Origin of the sequence: Oceanobacillus senegalensis, assembly GCF_900176885.1 — a bacterium.
GTDB lineage: Bacteria > Bacillota > Bacilli > Bacillales > Amphibacillaceae > Oceanobacillus > Oceanobacillus senegalensis.
The window spans coordinates 1,801,448-1,825,444 of record NZ_LT839648.1; the positions used below are offsets into that span (position 1 = coordinate 1,801,448).

Sequence of the window (23,997 nt, forward strand, 5' to 3'; positions counted from 1 at the left end):
CATTCATATACGAACAGCGGAACATCGTTTTACGGCTTAAACGACATTAAGCACAATTAATAATATAACATACTGATTTATGTAGTTCAACTATAATTTCTTTAAACTATGTAAATAAAAACAGAAGATGTAGAAAACACCCTTTTCCCATGAATTTAGGGTTCTTCCTGAATTATTTTTTTCAATAGATTTGTATCCTCTTTAGTTAATGTGAGCGAATCCAACAAATCCTTCCGACGTTCATAGGTTCTTTTTAATGATTGTTCCTTGCGCCACGCTTCAATTTTGGCATGATTCCCCGATAGTAAGACATCAGGTACTTTCATTCCTCGAAAGTCAGCCGGACGGGTATAGTGAGGATGTTCTAATAATCCTGTTGAAAAAGAGTCTTGCGGTGCAGAATCCTTATTACCCAAGACATTAGGAAGTAATCTAACAACACTATCAACTACCACCATCGCACCAAGCTCCCCACCAGTTAATACAAAATCACCTATTGAAATTTCATCAGTGACCAGATTTTCCCTAATTCTTTCATCATAACCTTCATAATGACCACAAATGAAGATAAGATGATCCTCTTTTGCCAATTCTTCTGCTTTTTTCTGATTATAGGTTTCTCCCTGAGGGCACATAAGAACAATCCGTGGCTTCCTTTTCTGATTGTTTACAATACTTTCAACGGCATCGAATACCGGTTGCGGCGATAACACCATTCCCGCTCCACCACCATACGGATAATCATCCACTTTATTATGTTTACTTTCTGTATAATCCCTGAAGTTTATAAGATTATAACTGAATTGTTCCTTTTCATGCGCCTTTTTTAATATCGATGACTGAAATACTCCAGAAAACATCTCAGGAAAAAGTGTTAGAATATCAATATGCATTAATCTAGCAACCCTTCCATTGGTTCAATAATAATTTTTTGTTCTTCAATATTAACCGACTTCACAACATCCTCAATATACGGGACTAATAAATCTTTTTCGTTGTGACGTTTTACTACCCATACATCATTTGCACCGGGAGTCAGAATCTCCTTTACTATCCCTAGATTTTGATTTTCAGTCGTATAAACCTCACAACCAATAATCTCATGATAGTAATACTCATGTTCCTCTAACTCTGTCAACTGATCCTCCGTTATGGTTAAGTACAAACCCTTAAAATGTTCCACATCATTTATATTATTATAACCTTCAAAATGAAGGAGATCATAGCCTTTATGTAAACGATAACCATCTATCTTTAGCTCTAGCTTCTCGTCATTATCTTTTTCTAGAAATAATATATTTCCTTTTTCAAAACGGTCATCAAAATCGCTGATGCGTAATACCTTCACTTCACCACGGATGCCATGTGTATTAATGATTTTACCTACTTTAAACATATTTGAATTCATAACGTATCACCTTATTTTTCTATTGATCGATTCGAATAACTACACCATCTTTAATAATGATTGCTTGTTGCTCCATGATTTTATCCCAATGCGTTCCCTCTCTCACTTCAACAAGAGCTTCAACCTCTTTCTCCACGATTTCACTACCTAGTTCAAGCATTTCCAATTGCTCTATTTTAAAGTCAATAAGTTGCACTTTTTCCTTTCTTTTATTAATTTCCTTTTGGAACCGCCGTGAAACCTCCTGTTTGGATACACCAGTCTTATTTTGTAATTTTCGCTTTTCAAATAGGAGTTGTTGACACTCTTGTTCAAGACGCATTTTTTGCTCATGAAATTTATCTTTCAGCTTTCCCTTGCTTTTTTCTGTAACGATTTGCTTAATTAGGACCTTCTTCACTATTTTCATAATTTCTCCTCGCTTTCAAAAAAGGGAAAATTAATTTAGCTAGAGTCTTTAACGTTTTTACGTAACCTAAAATATTAATAGCATATAGAAAAGGGAAAGAAAAACCAATTGGTCCCTTTCCCTTTTCTACATAATATCTAAGTAGATGCGCTTTTCCCCATCTTTTTTAGCTGCGTAAACAACTGTACGAATCGCTTTTGCAATACGACCATTTTTACCAATCACCTTTCCAACATCATCATTATGAACAGTAAGGTGATAGACAATTTTCGTATCTTCTTCTGTTTTCGAAATAGCAATGTCTTCAGGGTGATCGACTAATGGTGTCACAATTGATTCAATTAGGGCTTTCATGATATCACACTACTTTACCATTAATTTTTTTGTTCGTGGAATTTTTTCATGATGCCTTCTTTTGAGAATAGGTTACGTACAGTATCACTTGGTTTAGCACCTTTTTTCATCCAATCAAGTGCCTTTTCCTCATCTATTTTAACTTCAACAGGACTAACAACAGGATTGTACGTACCAATTTGCTCGATATTACGTCCATCACGAGGAGAACGTGAATCAGCTACAACAATACGGTAGAATGGATTTCTTTTAGAACCCATACGTTTCATACGAATTTTAACTGCCATTTTTTCTTACACCTCCATAAATGTTTATCACAAGATATGATTCTAACAGAAAGTTTTTAGTCTGTAAAGTGTTTTTACATTACATTGTAAAAAAAAGCATTCAATACGTCACTAAACAGGTACTTCCGCTTGTCTTATTACCTAATACTTTACGTAAAATTTGTTGCTTTTGTCGCATTTGAAGGAAAATGCGCAATAATTTATTAAGATAGTTGATGGTGCGTTTACACCGCTGCAGAAATACACTACGCTTTCCGCGGGAGCTGATGAGCCTCCTCCGAGCTAACGCTCTCCGGAGTCTCACCTAGGCTTTTCATCCCGCAGGAGTCTTCGTGTATTTCCTCCGCTGGTTTGGTGTGAAACAAACTTATATCGTATTGTCCCATACTTTCTAAATGGTTGATTGGAGCGGATGGCAGTCGATTCCTTGAAAATAAAAACCGATTTACTACGTACGATGTTTCGCTGACGAAGCCTTCCTTGTCCTGCGAGAAAAGCACGTGTCTAAACCTGAGCAGGAAGTGGTTTTCTGCTACGGAGGCTGAGGCCGTGCCCCAAGGTCCGCGACTGGCCGTAGTGGAAATCAACCTGCACCAATATGGAATAGAGCTAATACACATCATATCTATTTTGCGTCAAAACAACAATCTTTAGAATATAGCCATTACATGAATGGGAAGTTCATTCCTTTACCTTTTTTGCCTTTTTGCATGTTGGTCATTTGTTTCATCATTTTCTTCATGTCATTAAATTGCTTCAATAATCGATTGACTTGTGAGACAGAGGTTCCAGAACCTTTTGCAATCCGTTTTTTACGGCTTGCATTAATTATTCCAGGCTCCTTCCTCTCTTTCTTTGTCATCGATTGAATGATTGCCTCGACATGGACAAGCTGTTTTTCATCGATTTGGGCATTTTTTAATCCCTTCATCTTATTTGCACCTGGGATCATGTTAATTAACTCATCTAATGGTCCCATATTTTTCACTTGACCCATTTGCTCTAAGAAATCATCGAAAGTAAAGGACATGGTGCGCATTTTTTCTTCCAGGTCTTTCGCTTGTTTCTCATCAACATTAGCTTGTGCTTTTTCAATTAACGAAAGGACATCACCCATACCTAAAATACGCGATGCCATTCTTTCGGGATGGAAGGCTTCTAATTGATCTAGCTTTTCACCCATCCCTGCAAATTTTATCGGCTTATCTGTTACTGCTTTAATAGATAATGCTGCACCACCACGGGTATCCCCATCGAGTTTCGTTAAAACAACGCCTGAAATGTCTAGTTGCTCATTAAAACTTTCTGCAACATTCACTGCATCCTGACCAGTCATCGCATCAACAACTAAGAATATTTCATCAGGATTTACATTTGTTTTAATTTGCTGAAGCTCATCCATTAAATCTGTATCCACATGCAAACGGCCAGCAGTATCAATAATGACGTAATCAAGATGTTCTTCCTTTGCCTTTTCGATAGCTTCCGTTGCAATATCAACAGGGTTTGCTTCTGTGCCTTTTGAAAATACTGGCATACTTAGTTGTTGTCCTAAAGTTTCCAATTGGTTAATTGCAGCTGGTCTATAAACATCACAAGCAACGAGAAGTGGGGAACGGTTATGTTTCTTACGTAATAAGTTTGCAAGTTTTCCTGTTGTAGTTGTTTTCCCGGCACCTTGCAAACCAACCATCATTATAACAGTAGGTGGGCGATTAGCAACTGCAATTTTGCTTTGCTCACCACCCATTAGTGCTGTTAATTCTTCTTTTACAACTTTAATAACCTGTTGCCCTGGTGTTAAGCTCTCCATAACTTCTTGTCCAACAGCACGTTCCTTAATTCGTTTAATTAAATCTTTTACAACTTTAAAGTTAACGTCTGCTTCAAGTAATGCCAATCGGACTTCTCGGGTCATTTCTTTTACATCTTGTTCCGAGACCTTTCCTTTGCCTGTAATTTTTTTAATTGTACTTTGCAGGCGGTCGGCCAATCCTTCAAATGCCATAGAGGGTGTCCTCCTAATCTATTTCTTTTAATTGTTGAATGAACGTTATCATACGTTGATCTGTGGTTTCTTTCTCCATTTTTTCAAGGATAGAAATTCTCTTTAAAAACCTTTCATATAAACGTAATTTTTGTTCATAGGATTCAAGCATTGTTTCCGTGCGTTTTATATTATCATAGACAGCTTGGCGTGAAACCTGATGTAAATCAGAGATTTCCCCAAGTGAATAGTCCTCTAAATAATATAATTCCATATAACTCCGCTGTTTAGTTGTTAATAAAGCTTGATAAAAATCATATAAATAGTTTATTCGGGTTGTTTTTTCTATCAAAACTCCACCCCTTTGTTAAGTAAAAATCCTTTACATTAATCATACCTAAAAATGCATATCTGTCAAGAAAATCATGAGGAAAGAGAAGCAGATAGATTGCTTATTCATCTATCTGTTCTATCACATTTTCCTCTTCTAGCATATCAGCAAATAAACCATATACAAATGCATGTGCATCAAATTTTTGTAAGTCTTCAATTCCCTCACCTAAACCGACATATTTAACAGGTATGTTCAGTTCATTACGTATAGCTAGAACAATTCCACCCTTTGCTGTACCATCCAGTTTGGTTAATATAATTCCAGACACATCGGTTGACTCTGAGAACGTTTTAGCTTGACTTAAAGCATTTTGTCCTGTTGTCGCATCTAGCACAAGCAACACTTCATGAGGAGCACCAGGAATTTCTCGCTCAATTACACGTTTTACCTTTCCTAGCTCATTCATCAGATTTACCTTATTTTGTAACCTACCAGCTGTGTCACAAATGAGGACATCTGCTTGACGAGACTTTGCCGCTTTAATACCATCAAAAATAACTGCGGCAGGATCACTACCAGCATTTTGCTTAATAACGTCCACCCCTGCACGCTCACCCCAAACCTCTAGCTGTTCAATAGCTCCAGCTCGGAAAGTATCACCAGCAGCTAGTACAACATTTTTTCCTTCTTGCTTTAGTTGAGAAGCTAATTTTCCAATGGAGGTTGTTTTACCAACTCCATTTACACCAACTACTAAAATAACGGATAAACCATCCTCATTTCTTATATTAATGCTTTCAATTTCCTCGTCATCATCCCCATAATAAATCTCGACTAATTTTTCAGAGATAACACTTTTAACTTCCTTTGTATCTTTAATATTTTGACGCTTTACCTCCATTTTCAGTTCATCTATTAAGTCCATGACTGTCATGACGCCAACATCAGCAGAAATAAGCACCTCTTCTAGTTCTTCAAAGAAATCCTCATCCACTTTTCGATACCTTGCAATGAGGTCATTAATCTTCCCAGAAAATGTATTTCTGCTCTTTTTCATACCTTCTTTATATTTTTCTGTAACTTCTTCTGCCTCTTTATTTTTAGTAAATTTATTTTTTAATTTATCCATAAAACCCATGGCAACAAAACCTCCTTATGAACTTATTAATTCTTTGGTATCTTCAAGTTTGACAGACACCATGCGTGATACTCCGGATTCCTGCATGGTAACACCATATAATACATCAGCCTCTTCCATTGTACCCTTTCGGTGTGTAATCACAATGAATTGTGTTTTCTCACTATAAAGTTTAATGTACTTCGCAAAACGAGTTACATTTGCTTCATCTAACGCAGCTTCCACTTCATCTAAAATACAGAATGGAACAGGTCGAACTCTGAGAATAGCAAATAATAGAGCGATTGCAGTTAATGCACGTTCTCCACCAGATAACAGTCCCAGGTTTTGTAATTTTTTTCCTGGTGGTTGAGCAATAATTTCTACTCCTGTTTCTAATAAATGTTTAGGGTCTGTTAATTTTAATTCCGCGTGTCCACCACCAAATAATTGTGTAAATACACCCTTAAACTCATCTTTAATTTTACTAAAAGTGGAATCAAAACGACTAATCATTTCTTCATCCATTTCAGATATGACAGTGAATAACGTTTTCTTCGCTTCAACTAAATCATCCCGTTGTTCCGATAAAAATGCATAGCGTTCTGAAACACGTTCATATTCATCGATAGCACCTAAATTGACATTTCCTAACCTTTCTATTCTATTCTTTAATTCTTGCACTTCTAGTTTGGATTTCTGAATATCCACTGCTTTTTCATAGGTTTGTGATGCCTTCTCATACGTTATGGTATATTCTTTTTGCAGATGTTGAAGGCGATTTTCTAAATCCACATCAAGACGATTTGCCTGTACTTCATTTTCTTGTATCTTTTGAACAAAGATTTGATGTTTTTTATTTTCTTCCTTCAATTCTCTATCCCTATCTTGAACTAGCTGTGTGAGCTGCGCACGTTCTGAACGTAGTCGCTGTACCTGTTCTGTTATCTTTTCCCTTTTCTGTTTATTAGAATGTAAATTTTCAACAATCTCCTCTTCTGTTTCCTCTACATGATCCAGTTCTAAGAGATTTTGCAATTCCTTTTCATAGGAGTCATATTGAGCTTGTACATCAGATAACCTTGATTCAACAGACTGCACTTTTTCTTTTTGGCTTTTCACACGTTCTTCCTGCTCCGCTAAGGAAACTTGATAACGATGCAACTCATTTTGCAATGCTTCTTGATTTTCTTTAAGTTCTGCTTCCTGATTTGTAAGTTCATCAATCTCTTTCTGAGTACTATTAATCCGTTCTTTAATCTTGTTCAAATCTTTGGTTAATTGTTCATCTTGTAATTTTAATTTTTTGTTATCTTCTAAATACTGCTTTTGATCCTGATCAAAGATATATAGGTTATCATTTAAAGACTCTAATTTCAGTTCTATTTCTTTATATTCCGACTGAATCTTCTGAAGGACTTGCTGTTCCTCCATACCTCTTTCCTCTTGTTCTTTTAACTGTTCTTCTGTTTGAACAATTTGTGCTTTTTGCTTTTGAACCTTTTTTTCGAATAAAATAATTTTTTCCTGAAAGTCATGAACCTTTTCCGTTATATTCTGTAAATCTTTCTCTCGAGTAAATAAAGATTGATTTGTTTTCTTTTGTGCACCACCTGACATGGATCCCCCGGGATTTACCACATCTCCATCTAGAGTTACTACTCGAAATCTACGATGTACCATTCCTGCAATTTCGTTAGCATCTTTTAATGTTCTAGCTATAATTACATGACCCATAAGGTGGTTAATCGCTCGTTGATAAACCGGTTTTGTGTTAATTAATTTAGCGGCAATTCCAACAAAACCTGGATGATTTTCTATTTTTGCTATCGCATCTTTGGATACAAAGCGTTCTTGTATCGATTCAAGCGGTAAAAAGGTTGCCCGACCGCTGTTAGTCTTTTTCAACCACTGAATCGCATTTCTTGCTGATAAATCATTTTGTACAACAATATGTTGAGCTTGTCCACCTAGTACCGTCTCAATTGCGGTAATAAATTCCTTTGGTACATCAATTAATTCAATAACAGCACCGTGAATATTATCTAGGGAATGCTGCTCACGAGCTTTTAAAACAGCTTTAACTCCTTGGTAGAAACCTTGAAAATCCTCTTTCATCTCCTCAAGCATTTCTTTCTTCGACTTTAATTTTTCAATGTATTGGTAGCCCTGATATAACTTAGTTTGGGATTCCTGAAAAGAATGACGGTCACTTTCAAGCATTTTTTTTAAACCTTTTAGAGATTTCACACTATCGGCGTAGCGAGACTCTTGCTCTTTATGCTTGTATTCCATTCGTTCCTTCTTAGCCGCTAATTCTTCTCTTAAATTCAATAAATCTTGAAATTTTGTGGCTTGTCTATCTTTTTTCCCAGAAATTTGTTGCATTTGTTGATTAATTGATTGCTTTTCATTTCTTAGAGCTGCTTGTTTGTTCAGATGTTCAATATAATCCGATTTCAGTTCCTCAATTTGCCCAGAAATAGATGCTTCACTCCAAGAAAGTTTTTCCTGTAATTTTTCTACATACAGTTTCGTTTCTTTTTTACGTTGCATTAAACTAGCTAGTAATTTTTGTTCTTGAATAAATTCATCATGTAACCTTCCGATGGTAACTGCTGTTTCATTCTTCTGCTTCTCTAGCTTTTGTTTCGTCTCATCAAAATGCTTAGACCGTTCATTTAAAAGTTGTTTCTTTCCTTCATATTTTTCAATTTTCTCTGTTGTCTTTAATAGTTCTTCCTGAAGAGATTCTAACTTTACATCCATATTACCCATATACAAACGTTGCTTTTCAATATCAGCCTCTTTTTGTTGGATAGAAGTTTTTAACTGAATTTCCTTCGTTTTTTGCTCCTTGATTTGGTCAAGCAATTTTTGCCATTCTGCATGCAGTTTTTCAATTTCTGCTATGAGAAAGGATATTTCTTTTTGCTTAAGTTCCTCTTTTACGTTTACATACGTTTTGGCAGTTTCTGCCTGTTCTTTAAGTGGCGTTATTTGTTGCTCTATTTCAAATATAATATCTTCTACACGATTTAAATTCTCCTGTGTTTCTGCAAGTTTATATTCTGCTTTCTTTTTCCTTTGTTTATATTTTAATACCCCAGCAGCCTCTTCAAAGATTGCACGTCGTTCTTCTGCCTTGGAACTTAAAATTTCTTCTACCTTCCCTTGACTAATAATAGAAAAAGCTTCGCGTCCTAACCCAGAATCCATAAACAAATCTATGATATCTTTTAACCGACAGGATTGCTTATTTATATAAAATTCACTATCTCCAGATCGATAAACACGTCTAGTTACACTTACTTCTTCGTAATCAATTGGCAATGAATGATCTTCATTACTTAGTACGAGCGTTACTTCTGCAACGTTTAACGGTTTTCTTGTATCACTGCCCTGGAAGATAATATCCTCCATTTTTGTGCCACGCAATGATTTTGCTGATTGTTCCCCTAGCACCCAGCGAATGGCATCTGTAATATTACTTTTACCACTTCCATTAGGGCCGACAACCGCGGTAACACCGGGAACAAAGTCGACATTAATTCGTTCAGCAAATGATTTAAAGCCTACACTTTCTAACCGTTTTAAATACATATACACTTCTCCTAATATAGAAAACAACAAACTTTTTGTTCATTCTATAAAAAATCATTTGGCTTTTTACCGCATTTATTTTATCATAAAGTTAGGCACAAAAGAAGTAAGAGACAAATACATACAAGAACCATAGTTGTTTATTAATGGAGTTCATATGGAGGAGGGGAAAAAATGACTCTTAAGACAGCATCACAGGATAATCTAAAAATTATACTAGAAGAATTAGCTGACCGACTTAACGTTGTGAACCGTGGTTTACTAGATGCAGAAGATTACGATTTGGAAAAATATGATGATCTTAAATTGATGTATGATATCGTGGTTCAAAAAGGCAGACTTAGTGCATCAGAAACACAGGCTTTTGTGGAAGAACTAGCAAAAATAAGGAAAAAATAAAAAGCAAAGGCTGTTATTCTAGATTGAAATAACAGCCTCTTCTTTATCTTAAGCTTTATTGCCTCATGTTAAATAATAAAATACTCAATCTAATTGTTCCATTGCCACAATCTAATGAAAACCCATTACGATGCTATCCATTATATCTGTCCAAGGCCTTTTTAGCAGCACGTTGTTCAGCTTCTTTCTTCGTTCGTCCAATTCCTTCACCTAATACTTGTTGTTGTATAAAAACATTCGCAACAAATTCTTTGTTGTGAGAAGGACCCTTTTCCTCGACAATTTTATATTCAATGTTGCCATCTTTAAACTGTTGAACATATTCCTGTAGTTGGCTTTTATAATCCATCTCATGCGAAAAAGTACCAGCCTTGATTTTCGGAAAAACATGCTCTTCTAAGAATTTTAAAGCTTGTTCGAATCCTTGATCTAGATATAGTGCTCCGAGAAAAGCTTCGAATACATCTGCCAATATAGCAGGCCGTTCTCTACCTCCAGTTTGTTCTTCACCTTTACCTAACAGTAGGAATTCATCAAAATGTAAATCCAGAGCGAAATTCATAAGAGAAGGCTCGCAAACGATAGCAGCGCGAAGTTTGGTCATTTCTCCCTCCGGCATTTTCGTATTACTCCGATAAAGATATTGTGAAACCCCTAATTCAAGAACTGCATCTCCTAAAAATTCCAAACGCTCATTATCCGAAAATACTTCCTTCCGATGCTCATTCACATAAGATGAATGTGTAAAAGCCCGTTTAATTATATTATGATCATTAAATGAAAGGTTTAATAGCTTTTCCAATTGCTCCACATTCATAGCTGTCACCTCCATCGTTAAAGATAAGGAAAGTCTCGCAACAATGCGAGACTTTCACAAAAAATAGGAATTTTACTGTTTATTGTTTACTGTTTATGTAATTAACAGCATCTCCTACTGTATTAATTTTTTCAGCCTCTTCATCAGCGATTTCCATATCAAATTCATCTTCTAATTCCATAACAAGCTCCACTACGTCTAATGAATCTGCTTCAAGGTCATCTTTAAAAGATGCTTCCATCGTAATTTTTTCTTCTTCTACATCAAGACGATCAACAATAATTGCTTTCACACGGTCGAATACATCTGCCATCGTGCTTCACCTCCCTTCAAGTTATACTTTCTTACTTTTACTTTTTCCTGCTAGTGTTTAATATTAGCATAAATATAAATGAAAGTACTAGTAAAATCTAGCATAGATTTACATCACCATACCACCATCAATATGGATAGTCTGTCCTGTTATATAACTGGCATCATCAGAAGCAAGGAACCGAACCACTCTAGCAACATCCTCTGGTTGTCCTAGCTTAGCTAATGGGATGACATCAAGCATTGCTTTCTTTTGTTCCTCTGATAGCTCATCTGTCATATCTGTTGCGATAAATCCTGGTGCTACAGCATTAACCAAGATGTTTCGGGATGCAAATTCCTTAGCGGTTGTCTTAGTTAAGCCAATTACCCCCGCTTTTGCTGCTACATAATTCGCTTGACCAGGATTTCCTGCAACACCTACAATGGACGCTACATTAACAATTTTTCCAGCTCTTTGCTTCATCATTTGCCTTGCTACAGCTTTTGTACAAGTGAAAACACCTTTTAGGTTCGTATTTATAACCTGATCAAACTCTTCTTCTTTCATTCTCATTAATAGATTATCTCTCGTTATGCCAGCATTATTCACTAGAATGTCTATGCTTCCGAACTGCGTTACAACTTCTTTCATCATTGCTTTTACATCAGCTTCATTAGAAACATCTGCCTGAATTTTACATGCTTTTACGCCCATATTCTCAATCTCTTCTACAACAGCTTGAGCTTTATCCTCATTGCCTGCATAATTTACCATAACATTTGCACCACAACTGGCCAACTCAAGTGCAATCGATCTACCAATTCCACGTGATGCCCCTGTTACCAAAGCATTTTTACCTTGTAGCATTAGTCGTCCTCCCTAAACCATGAAATAAATTGATTCAATGATTCTATATCTTGTACTGCAAAAGTAGGCATTTTACGATCTATTTTCTTCAGTAAACCAGTAAGGACTTTACCATTACCAATCTCTACAAATGCATCAACATTAGTATCCATCATTTGACGTATTGATTCTTCAAATCGAACAGGTGAATACAGCTGTTTAATAAGAAGATCTTTAATTTCCCCTTTGTTTGTTACTGCATCTGCAGAAACATTAGCATAGACAGGAATACGTGCATCATTAAATTCAACCTGATCTAAGTAGTTAGAAAACTTTTCATTAGCAGCTTCCATTAATCTGGAATGAAAAGGTCCACTTACATTTAATGGTAAAACCCGTTTTGCACCATGTTCTTTTAAGATGGGGGTTGCCTGTTCTATTCCTTCTCTTGATCCAGAAATAACGATTTGTCCAGGGCAATTTAAATTGGCGATGTCAACGACTTCATCCGTAATTAACTCTAATGCTTGCTCCAATTGTTCCTGCTTCATACCTAATACAGCAGCCATGGTTCCTTGCCCTTTAGGGAATGCTTCTTCCATTAGTTTACCACGTGTAGCAACTAGTGGTAGGGCACTCTCTAATGAAATGGCACCCGAAGCTACTAATGCACTATATTCACCTAAACTGTGGCCAACTGTCATCACTGGTTCAATACCTTCTTTTACTAATAATCGATGCACCGCAATACTAGATAGTAATAAAGCAGGTTGAGCATTCTCTGTTTCTGTTAATTCCTCTTTTGGCCCCTCAAACATTAATTTCGTTATATCCTTATTCAATAGTGAGTTTGCTTGCTCAAAAAGCTCTTTCACTTCTGGATAAGAATCATAGAATTCCTTCCCCATTCCAATACTTTGTGAACCTTGTCCCGGAAACATAAACGCTACACGTTTCAATTATCTCACTCCTTCTCCAAATTCATGGATTCAACCGTTGTTTTAATTGTATTAGTTACATCATGTTCCACCATATGCTTAGCTTGTTTAATGGCACTAGCAATAGCCTTTTGATTAGATGAACCGTGTGCTTTTATAACAGGTGCTGCAAGACCAAATAATCCTGCACCACCATATTCTGAATAATCTAATTTTTCTTTTAATCCTCGTAAATCATTTTTTAAAAGTGCTGCACCAATCTTTGACTTAAACGATGACATCATGGTTTCTTTCAATATCGAAAAAAGAGTACCTGCCGTACCTTCAATTGTTTTTAAAGCAACATTTCCACTAAAACCATCTGTAACAACTACATCAGCTACTCCGTCTAATAAATCTCTCGCTTCCACATTTCCTATAAAATTCACCGGTGCATCCTGTAATTGCTTAAATGTTTTTTTTGTAAGATCATTCCCTTTACCATCCTCTGTTCCAACATTTAACAAACCAACCTTAGGATTTTTTATGGAACGAACTTTTTCCGAATATACAGAACCCATTATGGCATATTGCACCAAATGATTAGGTTTCGCATCAACGTTCGCACCAACATCTAACAGTAAAAAGCCTTTGCCATCCATAGTTGGTAATGTCGGACTTAAAGCTGGCCTGTCTATCCCAGGAATTCTACCGACTACAAATAACCCGGCACTCATTAATGCTCCTGTATTACCAGCCGAGATACAAGCTTTCGCTCTCCCTTCCTTTACTTCCTTAGCAGTTAGCACAAGGGAAGATTTCTTCTTTCTTCTTACTGCCCTTACTGGTTCATCATTGCCAGTGATAACCTCATCTGTATGAAGCAAATCAATGTTACGGGAGGAAGTTAAGAAAGGTTTTATTTGGCTTTCATCACCTATTAATGTTATATGTAAATCCTCTAGCTCTGAGACTGCTTCCATTGCACCTAGTACTATTTCTTTAGGTGCGTGATCGCCTCCCATGGCATCAATTGCTATTTTCATGATCATTTTCTCCTTTTCCTTCATTGGAGCGATACATGTGAAAATCACCTGTAAAGACCTGTTCATTCCCAACAAAACTATGTACACGAACAAGCGTTAATCCTTTTTGATTCCCCTCCACTGTTGCTTTTGCAACAACTCTTTCGCCCTCTTTTACCTGCCTCTTAAATTTAATATCTGCCTTAGCAGTTAATGCAAGTTCATCATTTATCACTGCTACAGCAAGTGAGTTTGCTTGAGCGAATAAATGGTGCCCTCGAGCTATCTTGTTTCTGGAGAATACTAAATCAGAATAAATATCTAAAATGGAAATGGCACGCTTATCCAATTCTAAGTCAATCACTTCACCAATGACTTCTTCCAGTGGTAGCGCTTTAACCGTTTCATTCCATTGATTCGTGGCTACATACTTAATTCGTTCTCTTAACTCTGGTATGGATAATTCCATACGATCCAATCGAATCGTTTGGATACTAACAGAAAAAAATTTAGCAAGTTGTTCATCCGTTATAAATGGTGTTTCTTCTATTTTTTCTTTTAGTAATTGTTGTCTTTCTGCCTTTGTTCGTCTCATTTATTCATGCACCATCCATTGTCTTCACATTTATCACAATATAACTGCCTGTAAAACCCCACTTCATGAAGCAGGCATCCAGTTAACATATGATTTCATCTATTAATCAGTTTGGATGAATGGAACTTCCTGCTGATTGCAATTTCACTTTATGACTTGGTACTAACAGTAATATATAATACCATATTAATTTATGCAAGTATCAATCTAATGTTCCTGTTAAAGCAGAATCTTTCTCCAATAATTCCTTCAAGCGAAAATATTCACTATCCCCCTCCAATAAGTTACTTTGGATTATTTCTTGTGCATCTTTTCTAGCTGTTTCTAATGCTTTATAATCGTGAACCATATCAGCTACCTTAAACTCAGGAATACCACTCTGCTTCTTACCGAAGAAATCTCCAGGACCTCTTAACTTCAAGTCTTGTTCAGAAAGTTCGAATCCATTTGTCGTCTCTGTCATAATACGCATTCTCTCTTTCCCTACCTCCCCCTTCGGATCAGCTATTAATATACAATAGCTTTGCTTATCTCCCCTTCCAACTCGTCCACGGAGCTGATGTAATTGAGATAGTCCGAAACGCTCTGCATCATAAATTACCATAATCGTAGCATTGGGAACATTAACTCCCACTTCAACGACTGTGGTAGATACAAGAACTTGAATCCGATTTTCAGCAAATTGTTTCATTACTTCTTCTTTTTCATTTGATTTGAGCCTTCCATGCATAAGTCCAACCTGAATATGAGAAGGAAAAATTTCTACCAACTGGTGATACAGATCAACAGCATCCTGAATATCTAATTTATCCGATTCCTCAATCAATGGGCAGATAACATATGCCTGCTCACCCTGAGCTACATGCTTTTCAATCATGCGAAGAATTCGTTCCAACATGTTTTCTTTTGCCCAATACGTTTCAATTTCCCTTCTTCCCTTAGGCATTTCATCAATAACCGAAACATCCATATCACCAAAAGCCGTGATAGCTAATGTCCTAGGAATTGGTGTTGCAGTCATGAATAATACATCAGGATATAGTCCCTTGTCTCTTAATGTTCGTCTTTGTTCTACACCAAAACGATGCTGTTCATCAACAATAACAAAACCCAAATCATTAAAATCAACATCCTCTTGAATCAACGCATGGGTACCAATTAATATATCAATATTATGCTCTTCAATCCCAGCCAAAATTTCCTTTCTTCTCTTTCCTTTAACGGAACCAGTCAAAAGGGCTAAATTAGCCTGTTTTCCAAATAAATTATTTAGAGATTCAAAATGTTGTTCTGCTAAGATTTCTGTCGGTACCATAAGAGCTCCTTGTTTGCCTGATGTTACAGATGCAAATAAACCAATTGCTGCTACTGCTGTTTTCCCGGAACCTACATCCCCCTGCAGCAATCTGTTCATCCGATACGGAGACTTCATGTCCGATAATATCTCATTTAATACTTTTTTCTGTGCATTTGTTAGTTCAAAAGGGAAATCTTGTATAAACGACTGTACCTTTTGGGGATCATACATTTGAGCATTTCCTTGAGTAGCCTCTTTATTTTTCTTTCGTAACAACTGCATTTTCAACTGGAAAATAAGGAATTCCTCAAATATAAACCTACGTCTGGCATGTTTCAAGGCAATTCGACTTGGAGGGAAATGCATAGCTTGAATTGCTTTTTTTCTTTCAGGAATTTTATAGGAGGCCAAATAATTTTTGGGTAAAATTTCTGGAATATCATCTGAATAATTTTCCAATGCCTGTCTAATAATTTTTTTCAGCTTTATATTTGTAATATTTCCCCTTAATGAATACATAGGCTGAATTTGTGTTTGATTATCAAATGTTCCCACTTTATAATTACTGACTGTAATTTGCAGCCTATGGGCATCCCATTTCCCTGTAAGTGTAACAACTGCATCGGGATGGATTTGCTTTTTAGCAAATGCACGATTAAACATAACCGCTTTTATTGCAACTCCCTCCACTTCGACAGTAAAAGTGAGTCTAGATTTTCTTTTTCCATAGAATTGCAATGTAGGCTCATGCACCACTTTTCCTTCGATTGTAGCCTTATCATCATGGATTAATTCAGCTAGTGGTTTTAATTCAAAAACATCGTACCGAGAGGGAAAATAATGAATGAGATCACCAATCGAATGGATGTTTAATAACGCTAAATCATCACTAAACTTTTCTCCTACTCCACTTAATTCCGTCACAGAATTATTAAGCACAATTATCACTCTTTCCATAGTACATTCCATTTTTTCTCTAATTACCGTACATTGTGCGGACTAATGTAAATTATATCAAAAAATCTTTTATTAATCATCGTGAATGGCTTTTTATATGTATGAACGAATTTTGAAATTAAATGAAAATGCCTTTTTGTGAAAGATTTGTTTTGACGTAATGTAGATAGAATGTGCAGTAACTTCACCTGAAATCTGGAGCTTAAATACCGCTGCGGAAATACACTACAGCTTTCCGTGGGAGCTGCTGAGCCTCCTCCTAGCTAACGCTCTTCATAGTCTCACCTAGGCTTTTCATCCCACTGGAGTCTTCGTGTATTTCCTTCGCTGGTTGGTGCTAAACATCACACACCTTCTATTTATGTCAAAAATTTATTCACATATTGAATAGTGAATTGGAATGGAGTGCAGTTGCCTCCTTGAAAATACTATCCGCTTTTCTAACGAAGATGTCATGCTCACGAAGCCTTCCTTGTCCTGTGAATAGCACGTCTATAATGTATTTACGTATCGGTATTATTTATACTATATTGATTTTTAAAGTTACTGCGCATTTTCTTTCAATTACGAGATAATATACAACAAAGCTCAATCCAAATATTATTTACAATGCATTATCTGCTTTTACTTTAAAGAACTTACTCGAAATAATCATGACAATTGCTATTAATCCAACCTGAATCATTCCATAGGCAGCTGCTTGCCCCATATTAAACATCCGTAATTGGTTCATGATTTCAATGGATATCGGTCGGTTTCCTAATGTATAGAGTAGTACGGATGTTGGGAACTCACCGACCGCTTGCACGAAAGCTAGTAATGTACCACTTAACACACCAGGTAAAATGATAGGAATAACAACTCTTCTAAATGTATAGAACCATTTGGCACCCAAGTTCTGTGCGGCTTCCTCAATCGAATCATCCATTTGCTCTAATACTGCAGTTGTCGAACGAACAACTAATGGAATAAACCTAATAAAGTATGCCAGTGGCAGAATCCAAAAGGTACCTACTAATACTTGACCAAATGAAAATACAGATGGTTCATTAAATGCCAACACCATATTCATCCCGACTACCGTTGCAGGTAATACCCACGGGATCATCACAAGAATATCCAATAGGTTTTTCCCGACAAACTTACGCTTAACCAATGCATAGGAGGTAATAATTCCAAATACAAATACACCAATACAAGCAATGAAGGACATAATTAAACTATTTCTAACAGGATCCCAGATGTTTGGATCTTCAAACAGTAAACGATAGTTTTCTAGATTGAACACCTGCGGATACGTTTGCCATGTCCATCCACCTTCTGGAACAAGGGATAAAATAAGTAAGGTTGCGTGTGGCAATAACAGTACAATCATAGCTAAGATTCCAATTGTCACCATCACCCATTTTAATAATGGGTTACTAACTTCACTACGATGGGCACCTATTCCCTTACTTGCCATACGATAATCTTTTCGATTTTGATACCAACGCATAAATAGTAAGAAGGAAATAGAAACCATCGTTAGGACGACAGATTGGGTTGCTGCCATTTCTAAGTCACCATTAATTTTAGAAAAATAGATTTGCAAACTTAAAACACGAAATCCCCCGGCTAATAAAAATGGTGCACTAAATGATGCCATCGATACCATGAAAACAAGTAAAGATGCAGCAACGATACCGGGAGTTAACAATGGAAAAGTAACCTTCCTAAACACCCTAAATCGGTTTGCACCGAGATTATATGCAGACTCCTCCAAGGAAGGATCGATATTATTTAATGCCGAAGATGTCGTCATATAAAAATAAGGGTACATCGTATAGGCATGAACAATGAGAATGCCAGAAATTCCGCCAATGCTAAAGGGTACCTCAGATAAGTTAAATAAGTCCTTCATGATATTCGGAACTAAACCAGCTTCTCCATATAAATACATAAAAGCCATGACACCTACTAGGGATGGCAAAACAATAGGCATAATCGCAATCTGTGAGAAAAATATCCTCCCAGGAAAATCATACCGGTTAAAAATGTAGGCTAGTGGAATACCGATTAACGCACTAAAAAATACGGATAATAGAGATATCCAAACCGAATTCCATAATGCTTCTAAATTGGCTTCTGCTTTTTCTCCAAAAAAGTCTTGATAATTCTGTAAGCTAAAGGTTCCCTCTTTTTTAAAACTTTCAATCATGGTTTCAATAGACGGATATAAGACATATCCGACTAGAACAAGAATAATAGGGATTAATAGTAGAATGGTTTTTCTTTTTTCAGCATTTAACATGTGATCACGTCCTTGCCTTTGGAATCACGCGTATTTGATCAGCTGGAAGCCGTACAGTAACCTTCTTACCTTCACTTAAATATGTACTTGGACCTTCATTTAAATCCGTTGTTCTTATCATCAAACCATCTTGAAGTGTTACATAAGTATGAACAGATGCACCTGTAAATTGAACAAGAGAAACCTCTCCCTGGAGTATATTTTCCATTTCCTCCTTTTCCTCAACGATTTGAACTGCTTCTGGTCGTATAGACATAACGAGTTCATCTGAATCATCATAAGAAGCAATATTCAATTTGTTATCGTTTACAAAAATAGAAGTATCTAAATCTTCATTCCGGTAAATCTTCTGGGTCTCTGTCTGATTTTCAAATGTGATAGGAAGTAGATTTGTCTCCCCGATAAATTCAGCTACAAAATCATTGACGGGCTCATTATAGATTTCAGTCGGTGTGCCGACTTGTTGGCATACCCCCATATTAAAAACCGCTATTCGATCACTCATTGTCAAGGCTTCTACCTGGTCATGGGTAACATAGATGGTGGTAATGCCATAATCCCTTTGCAAGCGCAAAATTTCATTACGCATTTCATCTCGTAGTCTAGCATCCAAGTTACTAAGTGGTTCATCTAATAAGAGAATATCCGGCTCAATAACTAATGCACGTGCTAATGCAACACGCTGTTGCTGTCCACCACTTAATTGACTCACTTGTCTGTCGATATATTGCTCCAAACGTACTTTTTTCAGAACATCTTCTACTCTTTTTTTCGTTTCACTTTTATTCATCTTTCTTACCTTTAAACCAAAAGCCACATTTTCAAAGACAGTCATATGTGGGAATAATGCATAATTTTGGAAAACCATGCCCGTATTTCTTTTCTCCGGTGGTACCGTAGTCATATCTTTATCATTAAACAAAACCTTCCCCTTCGTAGGATAGTAGAATCCAGCAATCATGCGAAGAGTTGTTGTTTTACCACATCCACTCGGACCGAGAAAAGTAAAAAATTCACCTTCATTAATTAATAGATTTAATTCTTTGACTGCTGTTACATGACCAAATTGTTTTGTTATCGTTGATAAATTAACGGTTGACATAACAACAACTCCTTTAACAGAATCTTCATAAAGGTTGGATGAAAANCTTTTCTAACGAAGATGTCATGCTCACGAAGCCTTCCTTGTCCTGTGAATAGCACGTCGATGTATTTACGTATCGGTATTATTATACTATCTTGATTTTTAGAGTTATTGCGCATCATCCTTCAACTACGAATAAATGACAAAAATCGAAAAGGGCTTTAAACAAAAAGAGCACTCCAACTCTAAGGTGATTGGAGTGCTAACTATATATGTTTTCGTCTTTTACATCAAATTAAGAATCTAATGTTAATTACTCTACAGAGAAAATGTAGGAATAAATAGGCTGGTTACCTGCGTGAACCTCTACTTCCATTTCCTCGTACGTTGATTCAATATAAGATACTAGCTCATCTACTTCATCTGATTCAATGCCTTCTCCGTATAGAATCGTTAATATTTCATCATCTTCTGTTATCATTTCATTTAATAGTAACTTAACGGCATCCATTTTTTCTGAGTGTGTTGATTTAATTTCACCATCTGCAATACCCATGAAATGTCCTTTTTCAATTTTGGTACCCTCTATTTGTGTATCTCGAACCGCATAAGTAATTTGTCCTGTTTTCACCTGTTTTCTTGCTTCATCCATCGCTTCCTTATTCGTGTCAAGTTCAGCTTCTGGATGGAATGCTAACATCGCACTAATCCCCTGTGGAATAGTTGTTGTAGGCACTACTTCCACACGTTCCTCTGCTAATTCTGCAGCTTGATCTGCAGCCATACGAATATTTTTATTATTTGGTAGGATAATAACATTTTTAGCATGAGCTTCCTTAATAGCCTCTGCAATATCCTGTGTACTCGGATTCATAGTTTGTCCACCTTCAATAACGACAGATGCACCTAAACTCTCTAGAAGCTCTTTTATCCCTTTACCCATGGCAACCGTAACAACTGCATATTCTTTCTTTTCCTTAGGCTGTGGTCTTTCTGTTTTTTTACCAACAATTGCCGTATGCTGTTCACGCATATTTTCAATTTTCATATTGATAAGACTGCCAAAACGTTGACCTAATGTTAGACATGTTCCCGGTGTTTCTGAGTGAACGTGAACTTTAACAATGTCCTCATCCGATACAACCAACAAGGAATCACCTAATTCACTTAATTCGTTGCGAAACTCTTGTTCATTAAAAGGATTTTTAACAAGCTTGTCTTCCTCAAACTTCACCATAAACTCCGTACAATAGCCAAATTTAATTTCTGAGGTATCCATAAAGTCTTGATTGGCTTTATGGTGTTCTGCATTCACCATCTCCTCCATATCAACTAGAGAAGCGTCTTCCTCAGGTAGTTCTTCACCTTTTAATGCAGCCAAGAAACCTTCATAAATCGTAACTAGTCCCTGACCTCCAGAATCAACAACCCCTACTTCTTTAAGGACTGGTAGCAAATCAGGGGTACGTTTTAGGGATGCTTTAGCTTCTGCGAGAATCTGTTCCATTAAGCTAATTATATCATTATCAGTTTTTGCAACCTCTATTGCTTTATTTCCTGCGTCCTTTGCTACAGTTAAAATCGTGCCTTCTACTGGTTTCATTACTGCTTTATAAGCCGTATTCACACCTGATTCAACTGCAAAAGCAAAATCCTGGACTTTTAGAGATTCCCTTTTTTCCATCCCTTTTGCAAAACCGCGAAAAATTTGGGAAAGGATAACACCAGAATTTCCCCTGGCCCCCATTAAAAGACCTTTTGAAAAAGCATTTGCCACCTCAGATGCATGCTTACTATTTAGCTTTTTAACTTCATTAGCACCGGAGGTCATGGATAAATTCATATTTGTTCCAGTATCACCATCAGGTACTGGAAATACGTTTAAAGCATCGATTTTCTTAGCGTTATTTGTTAAATGGCGTGCACCAGCAAGAATCATCTGTGTTAAGATAACGCCATCTATTTTTTCAACCGTCACAATACTTCCTCCTCGAATCACGTAAAAATGAGTCAATGGTTAACCTAATCCTTAGCAACCCTTACTCCCTGAATGTAAATATTAACAGAGTTGATAGTTAATCCAAGTGATTGACTCAATGCATATTTTACTTGAGACTGTACATTACTAGCTACCTCAGAAATTTTCGTTCCATAGCTTACAATAATATACATATCTATATGTAATTGATCATCTTCTTGTCGTACAATAATCCCACGGGAATAATTTTCTTTTCTAAGAATTTCTGCTATCCCATCTCTAATTTGACTTTTTGACGCCATCCCAACTATTCCATAGCACTCAACCGCAGACCCACCTGCTATGGTAGCAATGACATCGTTCGTAATGGTCACTTGACCATCTCTTGTATTTAATTCAATGGACATAAAAATCCTCCTTAAACACCAACTAGTAATATAAGGAAATTATACTATACAGTACATATTTTTAAAAGTAACATCAACGGTTATCAGCCTATTAATTCACGAGCTGAAATCACTTCTAGTCATTAAAAGTGGTCAGAAGTACTACCGACCTATTTGTATAAATCCCTTTATTACAATGGACGAAACAGCATAATCTGTCAAGTATTTATACTTTAACAAACATTAATGAATGTTACACCCCTATTTTTCCCCTAATTTGGTTTGTATATTAAAATATTCAATTGCAATCTTTCGTTACTTGTGATAAATTGTATTAGTAATAATGACAATTGGTAGAGTTAGGAGGGAATAACATGGCTAGAAAATGTGTTGTAACTGGACGTAAAACTCGCAGTGGAAACCAACGTTCTCACGCTATGAATTCCAACAAGCGTAATTGGAAAGCTAATGTACAAAAAGTACGTATTATGGTAGATGGAAAACCTAAAAAAGTTTATGTATCTGCACGCGCACTTAAATCAGGGAAAGTGGAGCGCGTATAATATACGTTTATATTAACATTAGTTAGAACAAAAGCACCCATTAAATAATAAATGGGTGCTTTTGTTGTATTTTCTTATCTTATTGAAAAACACGTAAAGAAATTTCTTTTAGAAAAACTCACATTCGCTTGTCCTTAAGGGTACGAATTAGTTTTCCTTATTTTAGAGTACAATTATTAAGTCAAGCTCTTCTTAGTTAAAATTTTATACATTCTTAACGTCTAAAAAAGAGGCTCTTGCCACATTAAAGACAAAAGCTTCATTCATACCTTACTTTTATTTAATCCTTTTTAAAAATTCCAATGACTACTCTTACAAATCCACCTAAAAATTTCGGGAGTTTAATTGTATAAAATTTCATAAGTGCCCTCCTCATATAAGTAATTCCAATTTATACGGGAATTACATTACGACTCTTTACAAATAATAATATGCCACTTAGGTAGGAAAAAGTACCAAAATTTGAAATCAACTTATTAGAAATACAAAGAGTCGAGCCCCAACTAATGGTTTCATTTTGAAGAGGGTAATAAAAGTTAGTCAATGTTAAACCTTCTACTTCCATTGTCAATGGAATGAAGGAGATATATGGAAAGTTTTCATCATTAGAAATTCTATGTTTTCCGGGAAACGTTATTTCCATCATATTCAAACAATCAACTAGAATACCACGTATCCCTTTTTTACGGATGGAGTACAGTAACTGAATATTAGCTAGTTCATGATCCAGTCTCCCACCTGTTACACCAAATAAAAAAATTTCATTCGGATGAAGTTCGTAGGCCTTTTCCAAAGCCAATTCTAAATCCGTTTCATCCTTTTCTGCCAGATGTTCCTCGTAAAAATCTGCATGTCTTTTTATGATGGTTTTCTCATCGTTGTTTATCGAGTCAAAATCACCAATTGCATATTTTATCGATATATTTTTTTCCGCTAAATAAAGTGCCCCACGATCCGCTCCAATCCATATATCTATTTTATCTTTATAATCATTAAAATTAGGATGGTTTTCAGCAGGACCATTTCCAACTATTCCACACCTCATTTAG

General features: G+C 36.2%; 24 protein-coding genes. 2 read left to right on the forward strand and 22 right to left on the reverse strand.

The window, feature by feature from the left end; all coding sequences use genetic code 11:
* Positions 1-155: 155 nt before the first annotated feature.
* The 9 genes from trmD to smc form a co-directional block, all read right to left on the reverse strand.
* Positions 156-893 carry a tRNA (guanosine(37)-N1)-methyltransferase TrmD gene (gene trmD, locus CAO17_RS08565; RefSeq protein ID WP_085992410.1) on the reverse strand — a complete coding sequence of 246 codons (738 nt, stop codon included), beginning with the start codon at positions 891-893 and terminating at the stop codon, positions 156-158.
* Positions 893-1,408, reverse strand: a complete 516-nt coding sequence (rimM, locus tag CAO17_RS08570) for a ribosome maturation factor RimM (RefSeq protein WP_085992411.1) — start codon at positions 1,406-1,408, stop codon at positions 893-895. Before rimM ends, trmD begins: the two co-directional genes overlap by 1 nt.
* A 19-nt stretch (positions 1,409-1,427) precedes the next feature.
* Positions 1,428-1,817 (reverse strand): YlqD family protein, encoded by a 390-nt coding sequence (locus CAO17_RS08575; RefSeq protein WP_085992412.1) that lies wholly within the window; start codon positions 1,815-1,817, stop codon positions 1,428-1,430.
* A 126-nt stretch (positions 1,818-1,943) separates the two neighbouring features.
* Positions 1,944-2,171 (reverse strand): KH domain-containing protein, encoded by a 228-nt coding sequence (locus CAO17_RS08580; RefSeq protein WP_085992413.1) that lies wholly within the window; start codon positions 2,169-2,171, stop codon positions 1,944-1,946.
* Positions 2,172-2,191: 20 nt separating this feature from the next.
* Positions 2,192-2,458 (reverse strand): 30S ribosomal protein S16, encoded by a 267-nt coding sequence (gene rpsP / locus CAO17_RS08585; protein ID WP_085992414.1) that lies wholly within the window; start codon positions 2,456-2,458, stop codon positions 2,192-2,194.
* 664 nt (positions 2,459-3,122) lie between these two features.
* Positions 3,123-4,466, reverse strand: a complete 1,344-nt coding sequence (gene ffh / locus CAO17_RS08590; RefSeq protein WP_085992415.1) for a signal recognition particle protein — start codon at positions 4,464-4,466, stop codon at positions 3,123-3,125.
* A 13-nt stretch (positions 4,467-4,479) separates the two neighbouring features.
* Positions 4,480-4,797 carry a putative DNA-binding protein gene (locus CAO17_RS08595; protein ID WP_085992416.1) on the reverse strand — a complete coding sequence of 106 codons (318 nt, stop codon included), beginning with the start codon at positions 4,795-4,797 and terminating at the stop codon, positions 4,480-4,482.
* A 100-nt stretch (positions 4,798-4,897) separates the two neighbouring features.
* Positions 4,898-5,917 carry a signal recognition particle-docking protein FtsY gene (gene ftsY / locus CAO17_RS08600; RefSeq protein ID WP_085992417.1) on the reverse strand — a complete coding sequence of 340 codons (1,020 nt, stop codon included), beginning with the start codon at positions 5,915-5,917 and terminating at the stop codon, positions 4,898-4,900.
* Between the two features lie 15 nt (positions 5,918-5,932).
* On the reverse strand, positions 5,933-9,499 hold the full coding sequence (gene smc / locus CAO17_RS08605) for a chromosome segregation protein SMC (RefSeq protein ID WP_085992418.1): 3,567 nt from the start codon (positions 9,497-9,499) through the stop codon (positions 5,933-5,935).
* A gap of 174 nt (positions 9,500-9,673) precedes the next feature.
* Here smc and CAO17_RS08610 point away from each other — a divergent pair, with 174 nt between their 5' ends.
* Positions 9,674-9,898 carry a DUF1128 domain-containing protein gene (locus tag CAO17_RS08610; RefSeq protein WP_085992419.1) on the forward strand — a complete coding sequence of 75 codons (225 nt, stop codon included), beginning with the start codon at positions 9,674-9,676 and terminating at the stop codon, positions 9,896-9,898.
* A 133-nt stretch (positions 9,899-10,031) separates the two neighbouring features.
* Here CAO17_RS08610 and rnc read toward each other — a convergent pair whose 3' ends face one another.
* The 11 genes from rnc to CAO17_RS08665 all read right to left on the reverse strand — a co-directional run bounded on the left by rnc (position 10,032) and on the right by CAO17_RS08665 (position 22,406).
* The gene (gene rnc / locus CAO17_RS08615; protein ID WP_085992420.1) at positions 10,032-10,715 is read right to left on the reverse strand and encodes a ribonuclease III; all 684 of its coding nucleotides are present in this window, start codon (positions 10,713-10,715) and stop codon (positions 10,032-10,034) included.
* A 79-nt stretch (positions 10,716-10,794) separates the two neighbouring features.
* Positions 10,795-11,028, reverse strand: a complete 234-nt coding sequence (acpP, locus tag CAO17_RS08620; RefSeq protein ID WP_085992421.1) for an acyl carrier protein — start codon at positions 11,026-11,028, stop codon at positions 10,795-10,797.
* A gap of 108 nt (positions 11,029-11,136) precedes the next feature.
* Complete coding sequence (gene fabG / locus CAO17_RS08625; RefSeq protein ID WP_085992422.1) at positions 11,137-11,877, reverse strand: 3-oxoacyl-[acyl-carrier-protein] reductase; 741 nt, start codon at positions 11,875-11,877, stop codon at positions 11,137-11,139.
* Complete coding sequence (gene fabD / locus CAO17_RS08630) at positions 11,877-12,815, reverse strand: ACP S-malonyltransferase (RefSeq protein WP_085992423.1); 939 nt, start codon at positions 12,813-12,815, stop codon at positions 11,877-11,879. The genes fabG and fabD overlap by 1 nt, the downstream gene beginning before the upstream one ends.
* 5 nt (positions 12,816-12,820) lie before the next feature.
* Positions 12,821-13,819: a phosphate acyltransferase PlsX gene (plsX, locus tag CAO17_RS08635; protein WP_085992424.1), complete on the reverse strand. Its 999-nt coding sequence runs from the start codon at positions 13,817-13,819 to the stop codon at positions 12,821-12,823.
* The gene (gene fapR, locus CAO17_RS08640) at positions 13,803-14,393 is read right to left on the reverse strand and encodes a transcription factor FapR (RefSeq protein WP_085992425.1); all 591 of its coding nucleotides are present in this window, start codon (positions 14,391-14,393) and stop codon (positions 13,803-13,805) included. The genes plsX and fapR overlap by 17 nt, the downstream gene beginning before the upstream one ends.
* Before the next feature lie 202 nt (positions 14,394-14,595).
* Positions 14,596-16,629 (reverse strand): ATP-dependent DNA helicase RecG, encoded by a 2,034-nt coding sequence (gene recG / locus CAO17_RS08645; protein ID WP_085992426.1) that lies wholly within the window; start codon positions 16,627-16,629, stop codon positions 14,596-14,598.
* A gap of 622 nt (positions 16,630-17,251) precedes the next feature.
* Positions 17,252-18,937, reverse strand: a complete 1,686-nt coding sequence (locus CAO17_RS08650) for an ABC transporter permease (RefSeq protein ID WP_085992383.1) — start codon at positions 18,935-18,937, stop codon at positions 17,252-17,254.
* A 4-nt stretch (positions 18,938-18,941) separates the two neighbouring features.
* A complete protein-coding gene (locus tag CAO17_RS08655; RefSeq protein ID WP_085992384.1) occupies positions 18,942-20,039 on the reverse strand; it encodes an ABC transporter ATP-binding protein in 1,098 nt (365 codons plus the stop codon).
* A 295-nt stretch (positions 20,040-20,334) separates the two neighbouring features.
* On the reverse strand, positions 20,335-21,999 hold the full coding sequence (locus tag CAO17_RS08660; RefSeq protein ID WP_085992427.1) for a DAK2 domain-containing protein: 1,665 nt from the start codon (positions 21,997-21,999) through the stop codon (positions 20,335-20,337).
* Between the two features lie 44 nt (positions 22,000-22,043).
* Positions 22,044-22,406, reverse strand: coding sequence for an Asp23/Gls24 family envelope stress response protein (locus CAO17_RS08665; protein WP_085992428.1), 363 nt, complete (start codon positions 22,404-22,406; stop codon positions 22,044-22,046).
* Positions 22,407-22,759: 353 nt separating this feature from the next.
* On the opposite strand from CAO17_RS08665, the gene rpmB reads away from it, so the two are divergent.
* Positions 22,760-22,948: a 50S ribosomal protein L28 gene (gene rpmB / locus CAO17_RS08670; RefSeq protein ID WP_085992429.1), complete on the forward strand. Its 189-nt coding sequence runs from the start codon at positions 22,760-22,762 to the stop codon at positions 22,946-22,948.
* A 280-nt stretch (positions 22,949-23,228) separates the two neighbouring features.
* Here the strand turns inward: rpmB and spoVM are convergent, their stop codons facing one another.
* Together spoVM and CAO17_RS08680 are read right to left on the reverse strand one after the other, a co-directional pair.
* A complete protein-coding gene (gene spoVM, locus CAO17_RS08675) occupies positions 23,229-23,309 on the reverse strand; it encodes a stage V sporulation protein SpoVM (RefSeq protein ID WP_085992430.1) in 81 nt (26 codons plus the stop codon).
* Positions 23,310-23,339: 30 nt separating this feature from the next.
* Positions 23,340-23,993 carry a thiamine diphosphokinase gene (locus CAO17_RS08680; RefSeq protein WP_085992431.1) on the reverse strand — a complete coding sequence of 218 codons (654 nt, stop codon included), beginning with the start codon at positions 23,991-23,993 and terminating at the stop codon, positions 23,340-23,342.
* Positions 23,994-23,997 lie beyond the last annotated feature (4 nt).

What these genes read in the sequence shown, in the direction of transcription:
- CAO17_RS08610 (WP_085992419.1), top strand. Translation starts at nt 9,674, where the DNA reads ATGACTCTTAAGACAGCATCACAGGATAATCTAAAAATTATACTAGAA.
- trmD (WP_085992410.1), bottom strand. Translation starts at nt 893, where the DNA reads ATGCATATTGATATTCTAACACTTTTTCCTGAGATGTTTTCTGGAGTA.
- CAO17_RS08655 (WP_085992384.1), bottom strand. Translation starts at nt 20,039, where the DNA reads ATGTCAACCGTTAATTTATCAACGATAACAAAACAATTTGGTCATGTA.
- CAO17_RS08650 (WP_085992383.1), bottom strand. Translation starts at nt 18,937, where the DNA reads ATGTTAAATGCTGAAAAAAGAAAAACCATTCTACTATTAATCCCTATT.
- CAO17_RS08575 (WP_085992412.1), bottom strand. Translation starts at nt 1,817, where the DNA reads ATGAAAATAGTGAAGAAGGTCCTAATTAAGCAAATCGTTACAGAAAAA.
- ftsY (WP_085992417.1), bottom strand. Translation starts at nt 5,917, where the DNA reads ATGGGTTTTATGGATAAATTAAAAAATAAATTTACTAAAAATAAAGAG.
- plsX (WP_085992424.1), bottom strand. Translation starts at nt 13,819, where the DNA reads ATGAAAATAGCAATTGATGCCATGGGAGGCGATCACGCACCTAAAGAA.
- rpmB (WP_085992429.1), top strand. Translation starts at nt 22,760, where the DNA reads ATGGCTAGAAAATGTGTTGTAACTGGACGTAAAACTCGCAGTGGAAAC.
- spoVM (WP_085992430.1), bottom strand. Translation starts at nt 23,309, where the DNA reads ATGAAATTTTATACAATTAAACTCCCGAAATTTTTAGGTGGATTTGTA.
- rimM (WP_085992411.1), bottom strand. Translation starts at nt 1,408, where the DNA reads ATGAATTCAAATATGTTTAAAGTAGGTAAAATCATTAATACACATGGC.
- CAO17_RS08680 (WP_085992431.1), bottom strand. Translation starts at nt 23,993, where the DNA reads ATGAGGTGTGGAATAGTTGGAAATGGTCCTGCTGAAAACCATCCTAAT.
- rpsP (WP_085992414.1), bottom strand. Translation starts at nt 2,458, where the DNA reads ATGGCAGTTAAAATTCGTATGAAACGTATGGGTTCTAAAAGAAATCCA.
- CAO17_RS08580 (WP_085992413.1), bottom strand. Translation starts at nt 2,171, where the DNA reads ATGAAAGCCCTAATTGAATCAATTGTGACACCATTAGTCGATCACCCT.
- acpP (WP_085992421.1), bottom strand. Translation starts at nt 11,028, where the DNA reads ATGGCAGATGTATTCGACCGTGTGAAAGCAATTATTGTTGATCGTCTT.
- ffh (WP_085992415.1), bottom strand. Translation starts at nt 4,466, where the DNA reads ATGGCATTTGAAGGATTGGCCGACCGCCTGCAAAGTACAATTAAAAAA.
- smc (WP_085992418.1), bottom strand. Translation starts at nt 9,499, where the DNA reads ATGTATTTAAAACGGTTAGAAAGTGTAGGCTTTAAATCATTTGCTGAA.
- CAO17_RS08665 (WP_085992428.1), bottom strand. Translation starts at nt 22,406, where the DNA reads ATGTCCATTGAATTAAATACAAGAGATGGTCAAGTGACCATTACGAAC.
- fabG (WP_085992422.1), bottom strand. Translation starts at nt 11,877, where the DNA reads ATGCTACAAGGTAAAAATGCTTTGGTAACAGGGGCATCACGTGGAATT.
- rnc (WP_085992420.1), bottom strand. Translation starts at nt 10,715, where the DNA reads ATGAATGTGGAGCAATTGGAAAAGCTATTAAACCTTTCATTTAATGAT.
- fapR (WP_085992425.1), bottom strand. Translation starts at nt 14,393, where the DNA reads ATGAGACGAACAAAGGCAGAAAGACAACAATTACTAAAAGAAAAAATA.